At 58.1% G+C, this 26,346-nt stretch carries 3 protein-coding genes and 1 tRNA gene; 3 read left to right on the top strand and 1 reads right to left on the bottom strand.

The genetic code is table 11. The annotated features are described in order from the left end of the window. The first annotated feature begins 96 nt into the window (after positions 1–96). Positions 97–7,950, top strand: coding sequence for a putative Ig domain-containing protein (locus tag K1X11_RS13005; RefSeq protein WP_221033165.1), 7,854 nt, complete (start codon positions 97–99; stop codon positions 7,948–7,950). A gap of 468 nt (positions 7,951–8,418) precedes the next feature. Here the strand turns inward: K1X11_RS13005 and K1X11_RS13000 are convergent. Further along, a tRNA-Ile gene (locus tag K1X11_RS13000) sits at positions 8,419–8,494 on the bottom strand. Between the two features lie 491 nt (positions 8,495–8,985). Here K1X11_RS13000 and K1X11_RS12995 point away from each other — a divergent pair. Together K1X11_RS12995 and K1X11_RS12990 are read left to right on the top strand one after the other, a co-directional pair. Next, positions 8,986–25,722, top strand: a complete 16,737-nt coding sequence (locus K1X11_RS12995) for an Ig-like domain-containing protein (protein ID WP_324725975.1) — start codon at positions 8,986–8,988, stop codon at positions 25,720–25,722. After that, positions 25,712–26,269 carry a hypothetical protein gene (locus tag K1X11_RS12990; protein WP_221032739.1) on the top strand — a complete coding sequence of 186 codons (558 nt, stop codon included), beginning with the start codon at positions 25,712–25,714 and terminating at the stop codon, positions 26,267–26,269. The genes K1X11_RS12995 and K1X11_RS12990 overlap by 11 nt, the downstream gene beginning before the upstream one ends. The last annotated feature ends 77 nt before the right edge of the window (positions 26,270–26,346 follow it).

Here is a 26,346-nt window from a genome sequence, read left to right as displayed (position 1 = left end):
AGGATCAACATGTCCGAGGGAATGGTTGCCAGTCGATTGGCCCAAAACTCATATTGATGAACCATTATTCATTAGTATAATTCAATATTAATCCCAATGGAATTTAATAAGTATTTCGATCGCAGGTGGTCGCAGTTTTTCGTCCCATTTTTTAATAAGGTTAACCAATCTTCTAATGTTATCGGCGGATTGTTAGTTTTCGGACTGCTTCCGTTGTGCTCAGTCGCACAGGATTTTTATGACCCCCTGGCGAATGACTCAGATGGAACGTTCTTTTTTCCAATCCAGTATAATTCCAATGGGGATATCCAAGACTTTGGGTTCGGCCTGATAAGGCCTTACACAGCGTCTGATTCGATGGGGGCGCTTTTTGATCCTTCAGGGTGGTTTGGTCTAGATTCGATCAAACGGGATAATCTATATCATTACCATTTTAGAAAGAATGCTTACGTTAAAGTCATTACCGATCTTGTTGCAAGTCGGGAGTCAACACGTAAACGATGGGACGAGCAGTTGGTTGAGTTGATGGGTGTTGGGTCCGCCGAATACTCGCAGGCCAGAGCCTTCCTCACGAGTGCTCAAGCTGCAGGCGATGTAGCGCAGTTTCTATCCGAGAGTAATATCCACCAGTTTAAGAATAAGAATTTTCAGGGCGCATTGCGTAATAGCATGAAGCGACTGAAGTTGGTGGAGGGGAAAACGCCGATTCTGGATAAGGTGGACAGTGCGATGGACGGGTTATCAGATGCACTCTTTGTCAATGATTTTGTTGTAACCATTGCGTATTACGAAGCCTTTGCGGCAGAGTTGGCCTTGGAAAGGCTCGATGTGTTGGAATCGCAGGAATTGTTTTCCCAAACCTTGAGTGGTAAGCGTGATGCGGCGTGGGATGCCGCCATCGACGAAGTTCGCGCGAATATGCAGGCACTCGGACAGGGAGATTCCATGCGAAGTTTTATCCTAGCTTTCGAAGATAATCTTTCTGCCATTATAGAAAAGGGGCTCAATGAAGGCTACAAATTAGCTACGAAAAAACTTGCCCTGACTCATCCAGGTTGGGCGGCGGTTCCTGCCGCCTGGAGCTATTTTTTCACCGAATCCGCTGACTATGTCGATGCTCTGCACTATGCCACCATCGCCACAACGCTTTATCGCCGACTTGGCTTGCATGAACCGGAGATTGCCGAACTCAAGTATGCGACGCAGATTCTGGCCTATGATTATATCCTAGAAGTAGCGGAGAACAGCGGTTGGCTGAATTGGTTCCAGCTTCTGATTTTTCGTCCGGACGATGGTTCGTCCAAAGCTCAATTACAAAGCCGCTATGAATCAGGCCGCCAGTTGGCGCTGCGTGATGCGCAGATGAACGCCGCGGAAATGGAACCGGTGCAAGTCCCCGATTCGGTGCTTTCGTTGAATAGCAGAGGACCCTATTTCGCGTTCAATGGCGAAGGCTTTTTGGTCGAGGGACGACTGAGCCTCGATGGCGATGCTCTTTCGGGTCTGCCTGTGCAGATTCAGCTGGGTGACTTGACTGTCGGGATCGCCACAACCGAATCGAATGGGTCTTTTTCGTTCCAAGCGACAGCACCGAATAGCAGTGGCACCCATGAGATTGTGATTTCGGCGAACTATATCAACCTTCAAGCATCTACTGAGACCACCGTCACCACTACCCGGAATGTCGAGGGCTATGACATTGAGCTTCGGTTGATCAGCGGGTCGGGACGCCGCGGGTCCGGTGGCACGTCGAATGTGGAGTTTAGTGTTTTCAATGCGGGGGACTTCTCGACTGATGTGCGTTTGGAATATCAAGTTTTTGATCCCAGTGGAAAACTGATGTCAGGCAACGCGCCCAGCGCCGAAATGCTTAGCAGCTATCCAGCCTCACAGTCGCAAAGTCTGCGCCGGAACTTCACAGTCGGCAATACAACTGGACTTTGGCGGATTGTCGTGACTGCGATCTCCAGCAAGGGTGATGAGAATCCAACCGATAACAGTGTATCGTGGGGGGTTTTTGTCGGTGATGTCGAAGATGCCGATGGTTATACTGGGGGAGATGTGTGGGTTGATTTTGTGGGTAGCTCGCCTTGGAACGTGAGTTTAGGTTCCGGCTACACTCTCGAAATCGTCGGTGTGAATGCGGGACGTTACTTTCAAGCCAACCTTAAGCGTAGTGGTGCAACGGTGGACTCGAACGAACGTTTTGATCTTTACGATCTCTACCTGCGTGATGACATCCTGATTTATGTAATGGGAATGTCAAATATCGGCACTCCAATGGCTGGTATAGAGTATGGCATTGCCGGTTCTTCGGCTCGCGCAACACCGGCAAAGCAGACCGTCCTCCGTGGTGAACAGGCGGATTTTCTAATCGATGCCAGCTTCAATATTTATAACATGGATGTTCTACGAGGCTGGCGACAGGGCGACACGATCGACGACCAAAATTGGAGTCGAGATCGCGAATCTGGGAATCTTGTTTTTGAACTGCAAACAAGTGGGCTAGCCCCGGGTAACTATGAGTGGTTCGTCAGTGCTGATGATGGAAGCGGTCGATCTGTTTTCCAACGACTTGAGCTAACTGTGCTCGAACCGCATGATGTATCCGTCAGTCTGCTCGTTCCTTCCAGCGCCAGTAGCGGTGATGCGGTTGGACTCACCGTAAACTTGGCTGCAGCGGGAGGTTATACCGAAGTTTCCGACGTTTCGCTGACGGTTACAGGGCCGGAAAATTACTCGCGATCACTTCTTTCAAGCCTGGAAACTTTCCAAAGCAGTGCCAGCCTACCCGTGACTTGGGGCACTCAAGGTCTACCGGGAGGAACTTATAATATCGTGGCGACCGCCATGACCGCCGGCGACAGTAAAATAGGAAACAATACCGCTAGCAACACACTCACTCTAGGCGGTCCGCCCGAATTGGCGCTGGCCCTCTCGCAAATTCCCTCAACTCCGGTGGAAGGCACCCTCCATGAGGTGGCATTCCAAGTTACTTACCAAGGAGAAGCAATTAGCGGCGCCACTGTTTCGGGTAAATTGATCCCACCAGAAGGATCGAGTGTTCTGTTTAACACTATTGAACAAAGTGGTGGACTTTATGTGACTTCTTTGCCGCTCAATCGACCTGGTGACTACAAGATCGAAGCAACTGCAACCATGGCAGGCTACATAGCTGCAACCCTGACGCCCGTTGTTTTCAACGCTTTAGATTTGGCTCCTGAGTCGAGCATCGCTTCCATATTTCCGGCCGAAGACCAGTGGGTAAATACAACGTCAATTACATTGACGGGACAAGGACGCGACGCGGTTTTCCTCGACCAAAAAGATCTTTTGTTCAGTTGGCAAGCGGACTATCCTATCGGAAGTTGGACGACGCCCTCCGCCGGCGAATCACGATTCACCGTGGACTCGCTCGGAGAGGGGGGGATTGCAGTGGCTCTACGGGTTTCGCAGTTGGATGGTCTGGTCGATCCCACCCCGGCGGTGCGCAACTTCTATGTCGACCTTACGCCACCTGTATTGGAAAGTGCTGATTTCGATACTCCGAGCACTTCTGGTGGCGTCGCGTTTGATGTGCAGGGAACCGCGAGCGATGCCCTCTCGGGTCTGGCAGTGGTTACCGCCTCCAACGGTTCGCCCAATCTTGGCACACCGGAAGTCTGGCGCTTTAGCGTGCACCCCCAAGATCTACCTCTCTCGGTGCGTGTTTTGGATGTTGCGGGCAACGAAACTGTTCGAGTCATCGAAAAGAGCGATGACAACAGTCCGCCGGTCCTCGACTTTATTGGAGCAAAAAGCGTGAACGAGGGGCACCTATTGAGCTTCATCGCTTCAGCCACCGACCCCGATGTTCCTGCGCAAAGCGTCACTTTCACACTCATTGGCGCTCCCTTGGGAAGCACTATCAACGAAACGAGTGGGGCGTTTACCTGGACTCCAACTGAATTGCAGGGACCGGACTCGTATACTTTCACAATAGAGGTTTCCGATGGTGCGGCAACCGATTCGGAGACGATCACGGTCACTGTAGATGAAGTGAACGTAGGTCCGGTGCTAGACCATATTGGAGACAGAATTGCACCCGTACTGACGGAACTTAGTTTCATTGCGACAGCCAGCGATGCCGATTTACCTTCACAGACTCTAGGTTTCTCGCTGGTGAATGAACCAAGTGGAGCGGAAATTAATGACTCCACGGGTGTCTTCAAATGGACGCCGGCGGAGGCTCAGGCCGGGAGCAGCTACACTTTCACAGTGGTGGTTTCGGACGGCACAACGACGGACTCGGAGGAGATTACGGTTTTCGTGCGAGAAGCTGGAGAGATCAGGGGAAGGGTCGTCTTCGAGGAAGGGTTTGAATCCTACTCTGCGGGTGCTCTTTCCGGTCAGGGCGGATGGAAAACATACTCAGGAAGGTCCTCACAAAGTGTTTATGATACAGGAGATTCCGAACTAGGTCAGGCCGTTTCGGGGGGGGACATGGCTTGGAATCTGGTAGATGTGGAGTTCGACTTTACTGGTGTCTTGCGAACCGAGGTTTATTGGGTCGGAAGCGTATCCGCAACCGGGGGCAGTGGTCAGAATACAAGTAGCCAAGTGTTCTTGATGGATGGGGACGGCGTGCAACCAAGCCTAGGATTTGCTGCGCAGAGGGTCCTTGGAAACTATCGGTTCATTGCTACCGGTTCGGAGTCGGGAAGTGTAACCGGAACCGTTTCCCTTCCACCAGCGACTTGGTTGGAAATGAAGGGGGAGATAGATTGGGAGGCCGGAGGTTTGGCTCGCCTGAGCTATCGCGAACTGGGTGCGAGCGAGTGGTTGCCAACGGGAATACAAAATTACCAAGTCACGGTTACCGATTTGAACGAAATTGACGCTGTGTTTATTCGCGACGACAGCTCCGGGAGTAAGATAGCGCACATCAGAGTAACGCATTTTGGTGCGTCGTTCGCCGAAAACAATCCTCCCGTGCTCTCCGCAATCGGCGATAAGACGGTGGACGAGTTGACAGAACTTAGCTTCACCGCCTCGGCGACCGATCCCGACCTTCCGGCGCAGATGCTGACATATACTCTGGTGGGGCAACCGTCCGGTGCTTCCATCAATCCAGTAAGCGGGGTCTTTACTTGGACTCCCACCGAGATGCAGGGGCCTGGCACCTACACCTTCGACGTGGTAGTGACCGATGGAGCGGATTCCTGCAGCACAAATGGGGGAGGTGTTTCAGGAGAGGTCTTTGCCTACTGGATTTCCAATGAGAGTGGGACCAATAATTTGTATCGTGCTCTGTGGGAAAACGGTGTGGCCGGAACAGCGACGCCACTCACGTTTTTCGAAAGCCCAATGAAGGTGGCGGCATTCGATTTTGATGAGGTCGGCGGACGTCTCGGAATTAATGTCTATGAGAGCGAAGACCGAGGTGATGGTCGACTTTTCCTGGCGGATTTCGATGGCGGAAATCTGCGCAGGGTCGCGGACGTTCACGTGAGTGGCAGTTTTGCGTTTTCGCCCGACGGAGCAAAAGTGGTTTTTGCGGAGGGAGAGAATACCGCGTCCTCAACTGAACGGCTTTCATTCTTTCTCAATTTGGCAGATGGAACCACGGATTCCTTCATGAGCGATGCGGAGCCGCGGGGCTATTCAACGCATAAGACGTCCTTTACTTGGTTGGAGGATGGTCGTATCCTATTCTCGGATACACGGGTTGCCAGTTCTTGGGCGGATTACCATGTCGTCCATATTTGGGACGATGGCGAGGTGACCGATTTGATGAGCGCTGTATCTGGGGGAACGCGATTCGCTATACCGTCGCCAAACGGTTCCCGCTTGCTCGTTCAAATGACAACTTCGGCCGGCACTGGTCTTGGTCTGATGGATTGGGCGACACCAAGCATACTCGAGACGATTCGTGACAAGACATCCTCCGGGACCTATCCACTTGAATGGTTGGATGATGAGACTGTCGCCTTCGGCGAAGGTGGCGAAATCTATTTCATGAAGATCGATGGCTCGGAAACTGTCAATTGGACGCAATCGGATGGAATCAACGAGAGCGGGTTCCGTTTATTGACGATCAGGTCTGCAGTAGCGACCGTAGGAGGAGCATCCGATTCCGAACCGGTTACGATCACGGTGAACGAAGTGAATGAAGCGCCGGTGTTGGATCCGCTCGGAAACAGAGAGGCCACTGAACTGGAAGAACTGAATTTTGTGGTTTCGGCGACGGATCCGGATATTCCGGTTCAGAGCCTGAGCTACTCATTGGAGGGCGAACCTGATGGCGCGTCGATCGATCCGACCAGCGGTGTTTTTGCATGGACGCCGACCGAACCGCAGGGGCCGGGAGACTACACTTTCACCGTGCAAGTCTCCGACGGTGTCGAAAGTGATGCTGAATCGATCACGGTGAGAGTGCAGGAATACAACGAACCACCGGTCTTGGACCCGGTAAGTGATAAGCAGGTCATGGAGCTAGATGACCTGAGTTTTGTTGTCACAGCGACCGACCCAGACCTGCCGGCGCAAATCTTCTCCTTTTCTTTGGAGGATGCCCCGGTTGGCGCATCAATTGATATCGCAACGGGCGAGTTCACTTGGACGCCGTCCGCGGATGATGGCCCCGGTGTTTATTCCTTCCGGGTTGTTGTTTCCGATGGATGGGGGGGCACTGATTCGGAACCGGTGACGGTCACGGTGCTAGACCGCATTACGACCATCGACCCTGAATCGATTTCAGTTGGGGCGAGCGAAACTTCCTATGACATCACCATAACTTCAAACACGAGTTGGAAAGTCGAATCGATTCCGGGGTGGGTGCCGGACGTTACCCCTGTTCAGGGGCAAGGCAACGGCGTGGTTCGCGTATCGGTGGACGCCAATACCTCAAGCGAATCGCGTGCAGGTACGATCTTAATTGGCGGTCAGGAACATGTGCTGACTCAAGCCGCGCCTGATGCCGGCGCCGCGCCCGAAATCGTGGTCCCGCCAACGACACAATACGTCGCTCTCGGTCAGTCAGCCACCTTCGAGGTCGAGGCCACGGGTGATCCAGCTCCGACTTACCAGTGGTTTCACGATGGCAGCGAGATTCCGGGTGCCACTGAAGCTACCTACACGATTCCAGCAGCGTCATTGGAGGATCGCGGTAGCTACTCTGTTGAGGTATCTAACGACCATGGTATGGACTCGGCCCGTGCGGACCTTTTCGTCGTCGAGGTGACGACAATGCAGTCCGTCGTCGGGACAGGGTATGTCCCGGGAGGAACAGTGACCGTGAACGTCGTCGTTAGTTACGGTGAAGAGGTCACAGGGCTCGGGCTGTCTGTCGTGATGCCGCCCGATGTTGCAGGCGAATCCTGGTCTTACGCCGGAAGTGAAAGCTCGGCGCAGTTTCTGCCGCAGGTTGGGGATACCTTGGTGCTCGAGTGGGCATGGCTCGGTCTGCCGACAGGAGAAGCCCAGGTTACCTATACCTTGAATGTCCCCGCTGCAGCCGAAGGGCCCGTTGCGATTTCAGCGATGGTCGAGCCGCGCGCCTATGACCTGGGCTTTGAGGCTTTGGTTTTGCCCGATCCGCTCGTGCTCACTCCGGCGCCCACGACGCACTCCGCTGACACAAACAAGGACTTCCGACTCAGCCTCGGTGAACTTCTGCGAGTCATTGAACTCTACAACGCCCGCAGTGGTTCAGTGCGCACGGGGCGGTATGCGCCAGCGGAGACAAGCACGGAAGATGGCTTCCGCGCCGATCCCGAAACACCGCGCGGGACCGCACCGAGTTTCGGCCAATTCCATTCGGCCGATATCGATCACAATGCGGAGATCTCGTTGGGTGAATTGCTCCGGGTGATTGAACTCTACAACACTCGGGAAGGTAGCGTCCGCACCGGCCAATACCACGCTCAGTCGGGCACCGAGGACGGGTTTGCCCCGGGATCCGTTGACTAACCCGGCAATGTTGATCTTTCATCCGTAGCTAAGACCTCCGACTACTTTCGGCATCGGAAGGAACGGTTCGGTGTTACCATGACAAGGTTGCGCCAGCGGCAACCAGACAGTGGCGCACGCCCTTTGAGTCAGGGGTGGGCGCATTGGCAACTGGAAGGTAACTGGGCGTTGCGAAGTCTTTCGGCACTTTCTTCCGACTAACATGCCGCAGCAGGATTTCTCCACGGGGGGGGCCGGAAGCACTTGGGCTAGTCGTTGGGCAAAGAGTTCAAGAAATCGTTCAGCGATAGCATTCAGATCGGCGTCACTCGGGGTTCGACTCATGTACGCACAAACAATGGGTGCCTTGCTCGCGGAGGCACTCACCTTCGGACGGTGGTGGATGTAGCTTTTTTCGACCCGAAAAAGTGGTTGGTCTGCGGTGCGGTAAAAAAGTGTCCAAGAAGTGTCCAGTGGCACGTTTTCAGAAGGCCATTTCAGAGGGAGAATCGCTCCTTGACCAAGGGATTATGAGTCCCCTGCTCTAACCATTGAGCTACAAGCCCGCTCCGATGGGAAAAATGGTGTGATTTCGGGCGAGGCGTCCAGTGTGGAAATCCGCAGGAGACAGGTCCCCTGTGCCTGCATCGAATTTCGATGCCGAGATATCGCGCTTCGCACTCGGAACTAACCCTTGCGCTACAAGCCCGTCCCTCGCCGCGAGTGGGCGCGACATATCTGGTTCGGGAATTGGCTTGGTCGTCGGTCTCAAGGCGTAGGTTCCACGCCGATTCGGATTATCCGGTTAGAGTTTTTGTGGTGCAGAGTTAAAACTTGAAGCGGTTATTAGCTTAGTTGTCTCAGGCACTGAATGGATAATAGTCCCTAGCTAACGGGTTATAGAAGCAAATGCGCATCAATATTTTATGAATTATTGACGCCTGTTTGCAGCGAGGTAGGGTGACCGCACCCTGAGTGCCACTGGCCGGCTTTCTGGAACAGCTTCTTCCCGATATGTCCTGCCACCTTTTGCCTCCGCGCGGGTTTTCGCGCCTTATGCTGCTTAGCTTTCTTGTCGGTCTCTCTGCGCCGCTTTTCGCGCAAGCCGACGATCCCGTCGCCCAAGTGCGTCATGCCCCGCAGATCAATGGTCAGGTCGAGGGCAGCGTGCAGATGATGCTGGGAGAGTGGATGAATATGAACAGCGGGGCGCAGATCACCGGCGAGCTGCGGGTGCCCGGCTCGCCGCAGATTAATCAAAACGGTAGTCCGGAGATTGGCCTGATCGTGGATGCTGACGGGAGTGCCGCTCCGAGCAATTACGGCATCACCATCAACAGCGGATCTTCCATCGGTGGCATCGTTCGTCGGGTCGATGCGGTTGCCCTACCGACGGTTTCCGCGCCGCCGAATCCCACCGGCAACCGTTATGTAAATCTGAACAATGGTTCTGAGTCGCCGGGGGACTTTGCGACCCTGCGTAATCTGAATCTCAACAGCGGTGTGGGCAATGTCACGGTCCCGGCCGGAACCTACGGTGATTTCGCCGCCAACAGCGGGGCGGGCTTTGTGCTCGGGGTGCCGGGTGCCACCGAGCCTGCGATCTATCATTTCCAATGTCTCACTCTGAACAGCAATTCGGTGCTTTCGGTGGTCGGGCCGGTGATTGTGACCGTGCGATATGATCTGAATCTCAACGCGTTGGCGGGTAATCCGGCCAACCCGTCCTGGCTGAAGTTTCGGGTGCATTCAGGCGGCCTCAACGACAACAGCGGGGCCGTGCTGTATGGTTTCATCGAGGCCCCGAATGGCACGGTGAATATCAATGGCCGCGTGGTCGGTGGTGTCGTCGCCGATCGACTCACGGTCAACAGCGGTGGTGTGTTGGAGTTGCGCGCGGCGGCAGTCCCGAACCAGTTGCCAGTCGCGGTGGACGTGGCGATCGCGACCGACGAGGATGCCCCGGTCGCAGTCGGCCTGCTGGCGAGCGATGCCGACGGCGATGCGCTTTTGTTCACGGTGGTGGATGCACCGACCGGCGGTGTCCTGTCCGGCGCGGCGCCCGGGCTTACTTACACTCCCGCGACCAATTTTAACGGCACCGATTCCTTCACCTACCGCGCGTCGGATGGGGCAGGCGATTCGAACCTGGCGACAGTCACCATCTCGGTCGCGGCGGTGAACGATGCGCCGACGGCGGACGACGTGAGCGCGTCACTCGACGAAGACACGACGGTCGCGGTGAGCTTGAGCGGCGACGACGTGGACGGCGACACCCTTAGTTTCGCGGTCGCTGATGCACCGAGCTTCGGCGTGCTGAGCGGCGCGGGCGGCACGCTCACTTACACGCCGGATCCCAACTTCCACGGCACGGACAGTTTCACCTACACGAGCTCCGACGGCGCACTGACTTCGGCGGCGGCGACGGTATCTCTGTTGATCAACCCGATCAATGACGCGCCGGTGGCCGGTGACCTCACCCTCGCGGTCGATGAAGGTGATACGCTCGCGTTCGTGTTGCCGGCGACCGACGTGGATGGCGACGCGTTGAGCTACGAGCTGCTTACCGCGCCGGTCTTGGGCGCAGTGAGCGGCACCTTGCCCGACTTGGATTACGCGCCTAATGCGAACACCAATGGAGTCGAAACAATCACCTATCGGGTATTCGACGGTTCGGCGTATTCCGAAGTCGGTGCGGTCACGATCAGCATCACCAACCTGAATGATGTGCCGACGGCACACGCCCAGACGATCAACTCCCTGGAAGACACCGCGGTCGAGTTTACGCTCACGGGCAGCGATCCGGATGGCGACAGTCTGAGTTTCGCGATCGATACGCAGCCGGTTTCTGGGTCGTTGACGTTGGTAGGGGCGCAGGTGAGCTACTCGCCTTTTGCGAACTTCGCCGGCGAAGACGCTTTCAGCTTCACGGTGTCTGACGGAAGTTTGGTTTCGATGCCGGCCACGGTCACGCTCGTGGTCCAGTCGGTGAACGACCTGCCGGTCGCGGAAGATTTGGCTATAGTGACCAATGAGGACAACCCGGCCGACGTTGAGCTGGTGGCGAACGATGCGGACGGCGATGCTCTCAGCTACACGGTGGTGGATGCCCCGACCAGCGGTGGCCTGTCGGGCACGGCGCCCGGCCTTACTTACACTCCCGCGGCCAATTTTAACGGCACCGATTCCTTCACCTACCGCGCGTCGGACGGGGCCGGCGATTCGAACCTGGCGACGTTCACCATTACGGTCGCGGCGGTGAACGATGCGCCGACGGCGGACGACGTGAGCGCGTCACTTGACGAAGACACGCCGGTCGCGGTGAGCTTGAGCGGCAACGACGTGGACGGCGACACCCTTAGTTTCGCGGTCGCTGATGCACCAAGCTTCGGCGTGCTGAGCGGCGCGGGCGACACGCTCACTTACACGCCGGATCCCAACTTCCACGGCGCGGACAGTTTCACCTACACGAGCTCCGATGGCGCACTGACATCGTCGGTTGCCACCGTCTCGCTGGTGATCCACCCGATCAATGACGCGCCGGTGGCGAGCGACCTCACCCTCGCGGTCGATGAAGGTGATACGCTCGCGATCACGCTACCGGCAACCGACGTCGATGGGGATGTCCTGAGTTTTGCGATCATCGATGCGCCGATCCTCGGCACGCTCGATGGCACCGCTCCGGATCTGACTTACACGCCGCCAGCCAACACGAACGGAACCGACGTGTTCACGTTCCGCGCCTCCGATGGATCAATCACGTCGAACGTGGGCACGGTGACGCTTGCAGTCTCCAATTTGAATGACGCGCCGAGTGCGTCCACCCAGGCGGTGACGACGCTCGAAGATACGGCCGTCGAGTTTGCGCTGAGCGGCAGCGACCCTGATGGCGACAGCTTGAGCTTCGTTATCGCGACCGCGCCGATCTCGGGTGCCGTGGTGTTGGTCGGCAGCCAGGTTACCTACACGCCGCTCGAGAATTTTTATGGTGAGGACACCTTCACGGTCACGGCTTCAGATGGCCAGTTGGAGTCCGCGCCAGCAACGATCACCGTCACTGTGCAGCCGGTCAACGACGTGCCCGTCGCGGCCTCGCAACGGGTCGAGTTGGCGGAAGACGACAGCGCTGCGATCCCGTTGGTCGGCACCGATATCGATGGCGACGCGCTGGCTTACGTAATCGTCGACGCCCCGACCCACGGCACCCTGTCCGGCACCGCACCGGATCTCACTTACACGCCGGCGGCCAACTACCATGGTGGCGATACCTTCACGTTCGTCGTGAACGACGGGAGCGCCGACTCGAACGTCGCGACGGTCGAACTCGTCGTTGCATCGGTGAATGACGCCCCCGCAGCCGACGACCTGACGGTGTCCACGTCTGAGGACGTCGCGCTCGCCATCGAGCTGAGCGGTGTCGATGTCGATGACGGTGACGTGCTGACGTTTGCCATCTTGGAGGGCCCGGCGCACGGCACGTTGGTGCTGGTCGGAACAACGGCCACCTACACGCCGACGCCGGACTTCAACGGCGGCGACAGTTTCACCTATCTCGCCAGCGATGCTTTGCTGGATTCGACCCCGGCCACCGTGACACTCATCGTCACGCCCGGCAACGATCTGCCGGTGGCGGCCGGGCAGTCCGTCTCGACCGACGAAGACACGTCGGTGGCGTTCACTTTGACCGGAAGCGATATCGATGGAGATGCCCTGAGCTACACCGTAATCGAGGGACCGACCCACGGTTCGCTGAGCGGAACCGCGCCAGCGCTGAGTTACACGCCGGAGGCGAACTTCGCGGGCCCCGACGCGTTCACCTTCGTGGTGAATGATGGCACTGTCGATTCTGCTCCAGCGACCGTCGCGATCACTGTGACCGCGGTGAACGATGCGCCCAGCGTGGCTGCGGCCGAGGTGGAACTGGACGAAGATTCGGCGGTGGTTGTCGAGCTGGCGACATTTGATGCGGAAGGGGATGCGCTCACGCTGACCGTGGTCACGCCGCCGGTTCATGGCACCCTGTCGGGCGATCCCTTCGCGCCGACCTACACGCCGGACGAAGACTATTACGGCACCGACGAATTTGTGATAACGGTGAACGACGGTCAGGCCGATTCTGCGCCCGCACTCATTGCACTCACCATCCTGCCGATCAACGACGCACCGGTTGTCGAAGCCGCCACCCTCGCTGCGACCGAAGATGAGCCGCTCACGTTTACGCTCACGGCCACCGATATCGAAGATGACCCACTCACGTTTACCATCACCGCCGGGCCGACCAATGGTGCGCTGAGCGTGGATGCGGCGGGGGAATTAACTTACACGCCGACCGCCAACTTTAACGGCACGGACAGCTTTGTTGTCGTCGCCAATGACGGTGAACTCGATTCCGCCGAGACCACGATCACGATCGAAGTGGCACCCGTGAACGACGTCCCCGCAGCGGATGACCAGAGCGTCACGACGGCGGAGGATACCTCGCTCCCCATCACGCTAACCGGCACGGATATCGACGGCGATGGGCTCACCTACGTGATCGATGCAAATCCCGCGTATGGCAGTCTCAGCGGCATCGCGCCAAACGTGAGCTACACCCCGAATCCCGATTTCAACGGTTCGGACGCATTCGCATTCCGCGTCACGGATGGAGAGAGCGAATCGGCCCCCGCGATCGTGAGTATTCAGATTACACCTACGAACGATGCACCCATCGCCTCTGCCCAAACCGTAGATGCCCTCGAGGACACGGCGGTCGCAATCACCTTGGCTGGAATCGATGTCGATGGCGACGTGCTCACGTATGTCGTCATCGATGGACCCACCGTCGGCACGCTCAGCGGGGTTGCGCCTGACCTGACCTACATCCCGAGTCCGAATGCCAACGGAAGCGACAGCTTCACTTTCCAGGTGAGTGATGGGTCCCTGATCTCCGCGCCTGCATCGATCACGATCGAAGTCGCACCGGTCAATGACGCCCCTGCGGCGATCTCTCAAGGGGTGACAACCTTTCAAAATACCCCGGTTTCGCTGACCTTGACTGCATCGGATCTTGAGAGTGATCCCCTCACTTTTCTGGTCGTCGCTCAGCCAGAGCACGGAGTCTTGTCAGGAACTGCTCCTGCACTCACTTATTCCCCAGAGCCCGGGTTTTCCGGGAGCGACAGTTTTGCATTCCTCGCCAACGATGGAGTTTTGGACTCAGACCCTGGTGTTGTGACGATAATGGTAGCGGCCCCCAATCAACCGCCAACAGTGGATGCCGGATTGGACGCGACCGCAGCAGTTGGGACGAGCACTGAAATCAGTCCCTACGGAAATATCATCCTCAATCACGACGAGTGGACTTTGACCGAGGAAGGATTTGCGGCCAGTCCCTACGCCGGTCTGTTTGCACAGAACATGGCGCATTGGTTTACCGGAGGGCGGCCGGGGCGGTTCCTCGCTTACACCGATACCGTTCCCGGTTCGGTAGATTTCGCCTACACTGGAGACTCTCTCAAGGCTGCACTCGAAGCGGACGGTCACGAATGGGTAGTGAGTTCGGAAATACCTTTCACGCTGGAGACACTCCTTGAGTTCGATGCCGTCTTCCTTGCGGCCAACGACGTCGACAATGCGATCCTCATCCAATACGTCGAAGGAGGGGGGAGTGTCTATATCAGTGCCGGAACCAAATGGTGCGGTTGTGACGCCCACGTGGAGGCGAGTTGGTATAACGACTTTCTGGAATATTTCGGTCTGGCCTACAGTTTTCCTTATAACGGGGTCAGTGGCACGTTGGCGGTGAATTCGGATCACCCCATTTTTGAGGGGATCGAGACGCTGTTTTACCAAAACGGGAACCCGGTTATCGTGATCGACCCGGACGATCCGCTCACTTCGGTGGTAAATCGTTACCAAGAGCGTGACTTGATGGCGCTTTATTCGCGTTCGGCGGTTTCGGCGTCCTACACTTTGCAAGGAAGCGTGATTGATGATGGATTACCTGCTCCAGGACAGCTCAGCTACCAATGGACTTTGGAGGATGGTCCCGGGTTCGCGTTCATCGAAGACCCCGATGCCGCCACGAGCCTCGTATCGATGCTCGACCCGGGGACCTATCGCTTCCGCCTCACCGTCAGCGACGGCGAGTTTGAGGTTTTTGATGAGGTGGAGATCCTTGTTGAGATCAATGAGCCCCCTTTGGTCTATGCCGGTCCTGACGAGGTCGTGTCGGACCTCAGCGACTCCATTCGCCCGCAAGCCGTTGTGACGGACGACGGTTTGCCTCGCGGGAATGCACTGGCGGTGGAATGGCGAATTTTGGGCAATGCCGCTGCGGTGGTGTTCAGCGATACCAACAGTATTCAACCGGAGATAGCTTTCACTCAAGCAGGCCTCCACGTTCTCAAACTCTCCGCGACCGACGGGCAGGAGGAGCGAAGTGATTTGGCAGAGTTTCGCATCGGTTTCCGCTACGATGCACTGATTCCGAACGACGCCGTGGCATGGTGGCCGTTGAATGGCTCCAATTTGGATGTCGTCTCCAATCATATTTTAGGCGGCACCCGAGATGCGATCTATGTTCCGGGTAAAGTGGGTCTGGGCTACGACTTTGGAACCCGCGAACTGAGTCGCACCGTGAAGGCAAGTGCCGATCTGGACCTCGGAGTGAGTGAAGCAGGCTTCACGATCGAGTTATGGGTAAACCCGAGCCGAACACAGGACGTGCCGTTGGTGCTATGGGCGAACGAAGGATCCGAAGGTCTGAGCCTACGGCAATGGAACAACGGCCGAGGCCTCTACGCAGAGTTGCGCCCGACCAGCGGCAGCAGTCTAGGAGTGCAGGCAGACAACGTCTTTACGGCGAACACGTGGACGCACGTGGCGGTGACCTACGATCGAGTGACGGGCCGAGTCCGGCTGTATCGCAACGGCGTGATGATCCTCGACCAGGCGCAGGCGGCGAACCTGCGGATGCAGACGACCTACGACCTGCAGATCGGGTCCTTGCGTCGGGAGAACCGCTACTTCCAAGGCGTGCTCGACGAGATAGCGCTCTATGGTCGGCCGCTCAGTGCGGCGGAGATCGCGGCGATCCATGCCTCGGGCGCGCAGGGAAAACCGCCGCTCGATGGCAATCTGGCTCCGGTGGTTTATGCCGGAGCGGATCAATCGATCACGACTCTGAGCACCACGCTCACCGGCACCGTGAGTGATGATGGCGAGCCGGCGGGCAGCGCGCTCACCGTGGGATGGGCCTTGGTAGAAGGTCCAGCGGGAGCGACCGTCATCTTTGGCGATGCGAGCAGCGCGTCCACCAGCGTGTCGTTCAGCGAAGCAGGCACTTACCTGCTGCAACTGGATGCGGATGATGGACTCCTGCAAGCGACGCCTGACGTGGTGTTGGTGCGAGCGGACGTCGTGTTCGACGCAGCCGTGCCGACAGATATGGCGGCGTGGTGGCCGGGTAATGGCGATCCGCACGAGCAAATCAACGGAGGCCACGATGTGGAGCTGCTGCAAGGAGCGGGCTACGGGACGGGTCAAGTGTCGCAAGGCTTTACCTTTGACGGCGTGAACGACCATGGACGCATCACGAAACACGCCGATCTGGACCTTGGAGTGAGTGAAGCAGGCTTCACGATCGAGTTATGGGTAAACCCGAGCCGAACACAGGACGTGCCGTTGGTGCTATGGGCGAACGAAGGATCCGAAGGTCTGAGCCTACGGCAATGGAACAACGGCCGAGGCCTCTACGCAGAGTTGCGCCCGACCAGCGGCAGCAGTCTAGGAGTGCAGGCAGACAACGTCTTTACGGCGAACACGTGGACGCACGTGGCGGTGACCTACGATCGAGTGACGGGCCGAGTCCGGCTGTATCGCAATGGCGTGATGATCCTCGACCAGGCGCAGGCGGCGAACCTGCGGATGCAGACGACCTACGATCTGCAGATCGGGTCGCTGCGGCGGGAGAACCGTTACTTCCAAGGTGTGCTCGACGAGATAGCGCTCTATGGTCGGCCGCTCAGTGCGGCGGAGATCGCGGCGATCCATGCCTCAGGCGCCCAGGGAAAACCGCCGCTCGATGGCAATCTGGCTCCGGTGGTTTATGCCGGAGCGGATCAATCGATCACGACTCTGAGCACCACGCTCACCGGCACCGTGAGTGATGATGGCGAGCCGGCGGGCAGCGCGCTCACCGTGGGATGGGCCTTGGTAGAAGGTCCAGCGGGAGCGACCGTCATCTTTGGCGATGCGAGCAGCGCGTCCACCAGCGTGTCGTTCAGCGAAGCAGGCACTTACCTGCTGCAACTGGATGCGGATGATGGACTCCTGCAAGCGACGCCTGACGTGGTGTTGGTGCGAGCGGACGTCGTGTTCGACGCAGCCGTGCCGACAGATATGGCGGCGTGGTGGCCGGGTAATGGCGATCCGCACGAGCAAATCAACGGAGGCCACGATGTGGAGCTGCTGCAAGGAGCGGGCTACGGGACGGGTCAAGTGTCGCAAGGCTTTACCTTTGACGGCGTGAACGACCATGGACGCATCACGAAACACGCCGATCTGGACCTTGGAGTGAGTGAAGCAGGCTTCACGATCGAGTTATGGGTAAACCCGAGCCGAACACAGGACGTGCCGTTGGTGCTATGGGCGAACGAAGGATCCGAAGGTCTGAGCCTACGGCAATGGAACAACGGCCGAGGCCTCTACGCAGAGTTGCGCCCGACCAGCGGCAGCAGTCTAGGAGTGCAGGCAGACAACGTCTTTACGGCGAACACGTGGACGCACGTGGCGGTGACCTACGATCGAGTGACGGGCCGAGTCCGGCTGTATCGCAATGGCGTGATGATCCTCGACCAGGCGCAGGCGGCGAACCTGCGGATGCAGACGACCTACGATCTGCAGATCGGGTCGCTGCGGCGGGAGAACCGTTACTTCCAAGGTGTGCTCGACGAGATAGCGCTCTATGGTCGGCCGCTCAGTGCGGCGGAGATCGCGGCGATCCATGCCTCAGGCGCCCAGGGAAAACCGCCGCTCGATGGCAATCTGGCTCCGGTGGTTTATGCCGGAGCGGATCAATCGATCACGACTCTGAGCACCACGCTCACCGGCACCGTGAGTGATGATGGCGAGCCGGCGGGCAGCGCGCTCACCGTGGGATGGGCCTTGGTAGAAGGTCCAGCGGGAGCGACCGTCATCTTTGGCGATGCGAGCAGCGCGTCCACCAGCGTGTCGTTCAGCGAAGCAGGCACTTACCTGCTGCAACTGGATGCGGATGATGGACTCCTGCAAGCGACGCCTGACGTGGTGTTGGTGCGAGCGGACGTCGTGTTCGACGCAGCCGTGCCGACAGATATGGCGGCGTGGTGGCCGGGTAATGGCGATCCGCACGAGCAAATCAACGGAGGCCACGATGTGGAGCTGCTGCAAGGAGCGGGCTACGGGACGGGTCAAGTGTCGCAAGGCTTTACCTTTGACGGCGTGAACGACCATGGACGCATCACGAAACACGCCGATCTGGACCTTGGAGTGAGTGAAGCAGGCTTCACGATCGAGTTATGGGTAAACCCGAGCCGAACACAGGACGTGCCGTTGGTGCTATGGGCGAACGAAGGATCCGAAGGTCTGAGCCTACGGCAATGGAACAACGGCCGAGGCCTCTACGCAGAGTTGCGCCCGACCAGCGGCAGCAGTCTAGGAGTGCAGGCAGACAACGTCTTTACGGCGAACACGTGGACGCACGTGGCGGTGACCTACGATCGAGTGACGGGCCGAGTCCGGCTGTATCGCAATGGCGTGATGATCCTCGACCAGGCGCAGGCGGCGAACCTGCGGATGCAGACGACCTACGACCTGCAGATCGGGTCCTTGCGTCGGGAGAACCGCTACTTCCAAGGCGTGCTCGACGAGATAGCGCTCTATGGTCGGCCGCTCAGTGCGGCGGAGATCGCGGCGATCCATGCCTCGGGCGCGCAGGGAAAACCGCCGCTCGATGGCAATCTGGCTCCGGTGGTTTATGCCGGAGCGGATCAATCGATCACGACTCTGAGCACCACGCTCACCGGCACCGTGAGTGATGATGGCGAGCCGGCGGGCAGCGCGCTCACCGTGGGATGGGCCTTGGTAGAAGGTCCAGCGGGAGCGACCGTCATCTTTGGCGATGCGAGCAGCGCGTCCACCAGCGTGTCGTTCAGCGAAGCAGGCACTTACCTGCTGCAACTGGATGCGGATGATGGACTCCTGCAAGCGACGCCTGACGTGGTGTTGGTGCGAGCGGACGTCGTGTTCGACGCAGCCGTGCCGACAGATATGGCGGCGTGGTGGCCGGGTAATGGCGATCCGCACGAGCAAATCAACGGAGGCCACGATGTGGAGCTGCTGCAAGGAGCGGGCTACGGGACGGGTCAAGTGTCGCAAGGCTTTACCTTTGACGGCGTGAACGACCATGGACGCATCACGAAACACGCCGATCTGGACCTTGGAGTGAGTGAAGCAGGCTTCACGATCGAGTTATGGGTAAACCCGAGCCGAACACAGGACGTGCCGTTGGTGCTATGGGCGAACGAAGGATCCGAAGGTCTGAGCCTACGGCAATGGAACAACGGCCGAGGCCTCTACGCAGAGTTGCGCCCGACCAGCGGCAGCAGTCTAGGAGTGCAGGCAGACAACGTCTTTACGGCGAACACGTGGACGCACGTGGCGGTGACCTACGATCGAGTGACGGGCCGAGTCCGGCTGTATCGCAACGGCGTGATGATCCTCGACCAGGCGCAGGCGGCGAACCTGCGGATGCAGACGACCTACGACCTGCAGATCGGGTCCTTGCGTCGGGAGAACCGCTACTTCCAAGGCGTGCTCGACGAGATAGCGCTCTATGGTCGGCCGCTCAGTGCGGCGGAGATCGCGGCGATCCATGCCTCAGGCGCCCAGGGAAAACCGCCGGTGCTACATAACGTTGCTCCCTTTGTCGTCGCCTCGGAGCCGCGGTCGGCGTTTGTCGGGGTTCCGGTCTCCGCGGCGATCCTCGTCGCGGACGACGGTCTGCCGGATCCGCCGGCGGCGTTGACCTATCTCTGGACTAAGCAGAGTGGGCCGGGCTTGGTTGCGGTGAGTGACCCCGCGATCGCGGAGCCTTCGTTCACCTTCGATACAGCAGGCACCTATGTGCTGCGGCTCACGGTCGACGACGGGGAGTTGTCGGCCTTCGACGAAGTGACCGTTGAGGTTGCCGAGTCGCCAGATGGCACGCCTCCCTCGATCACGATCTTTGAACCGGCCGACGGTAACATTTTGTTGGCCGACACCTACTTCGAGATCGCTGCGGTCGCGACGGATGACGTGGCTATCGCGAAGGTCGAATTCTTCAACGGCGCGGAGAAACTCGGCGAACAAACCCTGCCCTCCGCGGACGAGCCCGACGTCTTTTTCTGGCCGCTCACCAACGGACTCTCGGCCGGCTCCTACACCTTCACCGCCGTTGCCACGGACAACGCGGGATTCGCAACCACTTCTCCCGAAATCTCAATCACCGTCTCCGACGATCCGGATGTCGTTGGCGCGGGTGCCTTCATCGCCAGTCCGGCCGAGGATAGCCGTATCTCCGCGCCAACCGAAGTCTCCGGCGTGATCTCGTCAGGATCCTTGCAGTCATGGAATCTTGAATACCGCCTCCGGCCGTCGGGCGATGACACGTCGGGCTCTGCTGAACCGTGGATCAGTGTCGCCTCCGGCATCGATCCGGTTGGCACGGCAGCGACTGGCGAGTCGGCAGCTGTTCCGGATGTGATCGGAATCTTCGATCCGACTCTCTTGCTCAATGGCATTTACGAGTTGCGCCTGGTTGTCGCCTCCGCTGGCGGCACTACGACCTACGGTCCACTCGCCGTCGTGGTGGACGGCAACATGAAGATCGGTGCCTTCTCGATCGCGTTCGAAGACCTGTCGGTGCCGACCCCCGGTATTCCGATTTCGATCACCCGCACCTATGACAGTCGTGACCAGCGAGTAGGGGACTTCGGGCCCGGTTGGTGGATCGCGGTGGGTAACGTGCGCGTGCAGAAGAACCGCAACCTCGGCACGGCCTGGTGGCAGACGCCGCAGTCGGGCGACGGTATACAGTTCTACGACGTGTTGCCGATCGACGAACGTATCGTAACGATCGCCATGCCGGACGGTGAGACCCATCGCTTCCGCGCCGGCGCCTTGGTGAAGAATCGCCCCGGCGATCCCGATTACCGGTCCTTCGCCTCCATCGTCCGCGAGGGGCTCTACAAGTTCTACCCGCTCGGCGACACGACAGCGACCCTTGAGCCGATCGACGCCACTGGTGTGCTAGCCGAACAGTTCTGGATCGATGGCACGGGCGATCAGGATCTCTACCTCGGCGAATACGGCGACTTCGACTACATTCCGTTCAACCCGACCCGGTTCCGCCTCACCACCAGCGACGGCACGGTGATGATCCTCGACGAACAGCTCGGTCTACTCGAGATGCATGACCTCACCGGCAATGAGCTCACCCTCGGTCGCGACGCCAATCAACGCATCGACACGATCACCTCCGCGCAGGTGACCGATACCGATCCAATCGAACGCACCGTGTCCATCGTGCGCGATGCCACGGGTCGCGTGGACTACATCGAAGATCTCGTAGGGCGGCAGATCGATTACCTCTACGACACGGAGGGCCGCCTCGAGTCAGTCACCGATCGTGAGCTCGATACCACGCAGTTCTTCTACGAGAACCCCAACTTCCCGACCTACCTCACACGCATTCTCGATCCGCGCGGCCTCCCGGCCCTGCGCTCCGAATACGATGGAAACGGTCGCCTGAAGAAGCAGATCGATGCTGATGGCAAGGAGACGATCTTCGACCGCGGCATCGACGCCACCGGTCGCTTCGAGACCATCACCGACCGCCTCGGCAATCCGACCACTTACTACTACGACGAACGCGGTAACATCACGACCCAGCTCGATGCCATGGGTGCTGTCACTGAGTTTTCCTACTACCCCGACAGCGACCGCGAGCGACTGCGCATCGATCACTACGGCAACGTGACTTCGATGGCCTATGATGCCCGCGGCAACGTCACCGTCGAAACCATCGGTGCCGACGCCACCGAGGATGCGGCTACGCCGACGATTGGTTACACGACGCGCACGTCCTACAACAGCCGCAGTGCACCGCTCTTCATGACCGACCCCGACGGTCGCGTGCAGTCCTTCACCTACGATCCCGTCACCAACGACCTGCTTACGCATACCGTAGGCTACGGGACCGCCGAAGCCGCCACCACCACCTACACCTACAACGCCGACGGCACGCTCGATACCATCACCGATGCGCTGCTTACAGTGACGGACACGGATTACGATTATGGCTACTCCGACGCCAGTTACCCGACCGCCACCCAACTCGTCACCACCACCGTGACCGACGCCGAGGGCACGGTGCTGCGCAGCACGCGCTCGATCCTCGACGCCCAGCAGAACCAGCTCGCTCAGATCGTTACGCGCACGCTGCTCGACGGATCCAGCGAAGACATCGTGACGGCTTACCGCTTCGATGCGGAGAACCGCCTTGTGGCCACCATCCTGCCCGATGGCCGCGTCATGGAAATGCGTTACACGTCCTTCGGTGCTGAAGCCGCCAGCGTGCAATCGACCAGCGTGGCCGCTTACGAAGCGGGTGACGACTCCGCCGCTCGCATCACCTCGATGGACTATGACGATCGCGGCAACGTAGTCGCCACTACCTATCCGGATGGCACCAGCGAGCGTGCCGGCTTCGACGCTGAAGGTCGCCGCATCTGGACCCAGGATCGCCGCGGTTACCGCACGTTCATGGTTTACGACGCCGTAGGCCGGCAGCGTTTCACCCTCTTCCCCGACGACAACGATGGCATCGACGATGCCGCGCCGACCAGCGCCGATGATCCTCGCCTCGCTGACAACCCGCGCACGGAAACCGTCTATGACTTGGTGGGCCGCGTCACCGATACCTACGACGAGTTGGGCAACCGCACCGAGTTCGTTTACGAAGACGGCTGCTCATGCTTCCAGCGCCGTAAGCAGAGCATTCAGCACCTGGCCACCGGCAATCTCACCACGGGCTACCAATACGACAACGCCGGCAACGTGACCCACATCACCGATCCGCGAGGCAACACCACGGAGACCCGCTACGACGAACAAGGCCGTCCTTACCTGGTTATCCACCCGGCCACCGACGAGCATCCGGTCACGCAGACCGAGACCTTCTACGACGCCCTCGGTCGTCGTGTCGCGGTCAGCGATCAGGAAGGCAAGCTGACGCGTTACCGTTACGACGGCCTCGGCCGCCTCGTTGAGGTCCGCCAATACCTCGACCAGTCACTCGTCGAGTCGGACTTCGACTTCAGCTTGCCTCCTTCAACTGCGGATCTCGTTTCAACGAGATACGCCTACGACGAAGCTGGTAACCAAACCACACAGACCGACGCGCTCGGTCGGGTGACGACCTACGCCACCGATGCGCTCGGTCGTCGGCTCACCCGCACGCTCCCGTCCGATCCCGCCAATGGCGTGGCCGAGGTGAGCGAAGTGCTCGACTACGACGAATGGGGCAACCTCTGGCACCGCACTGACTTCGCCGGACATACCACGACTTTTGGTTACGATACGCTCAACCGTCTCAAGACGAAGACGGCCGATGTCACCCATCCATCGCTCATCCACAGCCACGCCATCGCCCGCATCGAATACGACTACGACGACAACGGAGCCCGCACCGCCGCGCGCACCTACAATGCGTCCGATGTCCAACTCTACGCCGAGTCGACCCCGCGCGACGAACGTGGCCGCCTCGATTACAAGGATACCGCCGCCGGCCGACTCGACTACGGCTACTACGCCAACGGACTCCTACAGGACGTCGTCTCGTCCAACGCCGACGGCGTAAACATCGGCTACCGCTACGACGACGCCAACCGCCTCGCTTATGTCGACGATGCCTCGACGGGTGTGCCGGCCAAAGCCACCGCCTACACCTATAACGACAATGGCAGCTTGGAAACCGTCGCCACTCCCAACGGGGTCACCCACACCTATACCTACGACACCCTCAACCGCCTCCGCACGCTGAACGTAACGGTAGCCGCTGTAGCCGGGGTCGGTGACCCCGGATCGGCAAGCTCCCTGCACCACTACACCTACGCCCTGCGCGCCAGTGGCCACCGCCAATCGGTCACAGAGGGACCAGCTCCGTCTGGTCCGTTCAAAGTCACGACCTACGCCTACGACGACCTCTACCGCCTCCGCGGTGAAACCGTCACCGGATCGGCCACCGCGGCGGAACTCGGCACCGTGACCTACGACCTCGATAAAGTCGGCAATCGCCTCACCCGCCTCTCGTCGATCCCCGCCGTCACCGACCAGTCCAGCACTTACAACGTCCGCGACTGGCTCGACAGCGACACCTACGACGCCAACGGCAACACGCTGAATTCCGATCAACTCGCTACTCGCTACCCACTACTCGCTACCACGTCGGATCCCGACGTGTATGACTTCGAAGACCGCCTGATCGTCCGCGCACGCAGCGACGGTTCATCGGTGATTGTAGCCTACGACGCCGACGGCCTCCGCCGCCAAAAGCTCATCGTCAACAGCGTCGGCACGGTCGGGCGCACCACCAGTTACTTGGTCGATACCAACAACCTCACCGGCTACGCCCAAGTCTTTGAAGAGCGCACCTCTGCTGTAGCCGGGGGCGGTGACCCCGGTTTCGAAACAACCACCAAGGTCTACACCTACGGCAACGACCTCATCAGCCAAGCAACACTGCCGCCCGCTGCTTCAACGTTCGACCTAAACTACTACGTCTACGACGGAGGAGGCACGGTTCGTGAACTGACCGACGAATCCGGCTCAATTACAGTTACCTATGTATACGATGCCTTTGGTATTATTGTTACATCTGTCGGGCTAACTGAGAATAGCTATCTCTATCGTGGAGAGCAGTGGGATCCAGATGCCGGGCTCTACTATCTTAGGGCACGGTTCATGAACCCGGAGAACGGAAGGTTTTGGAATTCCGATATTTTTGAAGGTTTCAGTTGGGATCCGTATACATTACACAAGTATAGCTATACGCACCATGATCCGGTAGGTTATGTGGATTACTCGGGGAGAAGCTCGATTGCTGTGGAACTTCAGGCGGCACAGACCATCAGCCTGTTTCTGCGGGCGGCACTCGCGGTTGTTTCCGTATATGCACTGTATGACGCATACGAAAATTTCTCCTACATCGATTCGGTCGGGAGCGGCCGGAGGACTCAATTCTATGAAATCGTGGGCGAAGTCGAACCTAAGCCTAGCCCGGAACCTAAGCCAAGACCCGGTCCCATTCCATGGTTGCCGCCTGTTGATGAAGGTGGTCAAGCTGGTTGTGAAATGTCAAGGGTTCCTTCTCGTGGCGGAGATAGGTATCATGATCAATATGCTGCAAGTCTTCAGGGCGGGGTTTCCGCTGAACTATTAGTCATCGCGCAGGATAATGAGGCGTATAATTTCGACGCCGCTACGCCATTTGTCGGTCCGAATCTCGCCTACGAGGCGAAGACGAGACATGGTTTTCTAAACAATGATGGCGTTAATCCTCGGGTGCTGACTTCACTAGAGGCGCAATTTTCCCGAGCTTCTCGGGTATCCTCCTCCTGCAATCTGGGTTTTCAGATAGCCGTGGACAATCAAGCTGGATATCAAGGCTTGAAAAAGCACTTCCCTCAGTATCCTGTTAGATTAATTCCTTACTCCGGTGAAAACTAATCTTCTCTTCCTGATTAATTTAGGCATCGTTTTGACGTTACATTCAGAATCTGAAATGGAAATCCCATTCAAACACGGTCACATTCAAAGGAATGGAGATTTTGAGGAGTTCAGTATCGAGTCTGGAGTGGTGGTTTCAGATGAGATTAAGGAATACTATGGAGAGTGGAACGGGGGTTCTGTCGATGGATTTCATGTTTATAAAATTAACGAATCTCAATTGATATTAATTGAATATTTTCTTTGTTTTCGTGGCTCTATTAACGGTCTTACAAGTGAGGATAGTTTGTATTGGCTGCGCAATCAGCCGAATCTCCTGCGGCGAAAGGAGAACGGTGGAGGCGGATTTATACCATTCGCGATTGGGGAAGTTGTTCGGAATATGAACAGCAAGAATGGCCGAAAGGTATTATTAGCACTGAATGGAATGGCGGATGGCAATGTTGTCATTGTGGATATTGTGAGCGGTGCGGTTGAGGGACTGGGTATTTCGTTTGGTTCTTTGATTGAGCAGTCATCAATCGTGGATTTTGACTCGGTAGAGTAACTGGATGGAATGGTCCGGGGACATCGGTAATAGATAGTCCAAGGACATGGGTTACAGCTTTTGAGCTTGTTGTGTTG

It is taken from the genome of Actomonas aquatica, assembly GCF_019679435.2.
In the GTDB taxonomy this organism is placed as follows: domain Bacteria; phylum Verrucomicrobiota; class Verrucomicrobiia; order Opitutales; family Opitutaceae; genus Actomonas; species Actomonas aquatica.
The sequence above is the reverse complement of the archived record's forward strand: the minus strand, read 5'-3'. Positions and strand labels throughout refer to the sequence as shown.

Excerpts from the sequence above, each read along its gene's own strand:
- K1X11_RS13005 (WP_221033165.1), top strand. The coding sequence starts at position 97 with ATGGAATTTAATAAGTATTTCGATCGCAGGTGGTCGCAGTTTTTCGTC.
- K1X11_RS12995 (WP_324725975.1), top strand. The coding sequence starts at position 8,986 with ATGCTGCTTAGCTTTCTTGTCGGTCTCTCTGCGCCGCTTTTCGCGCAA.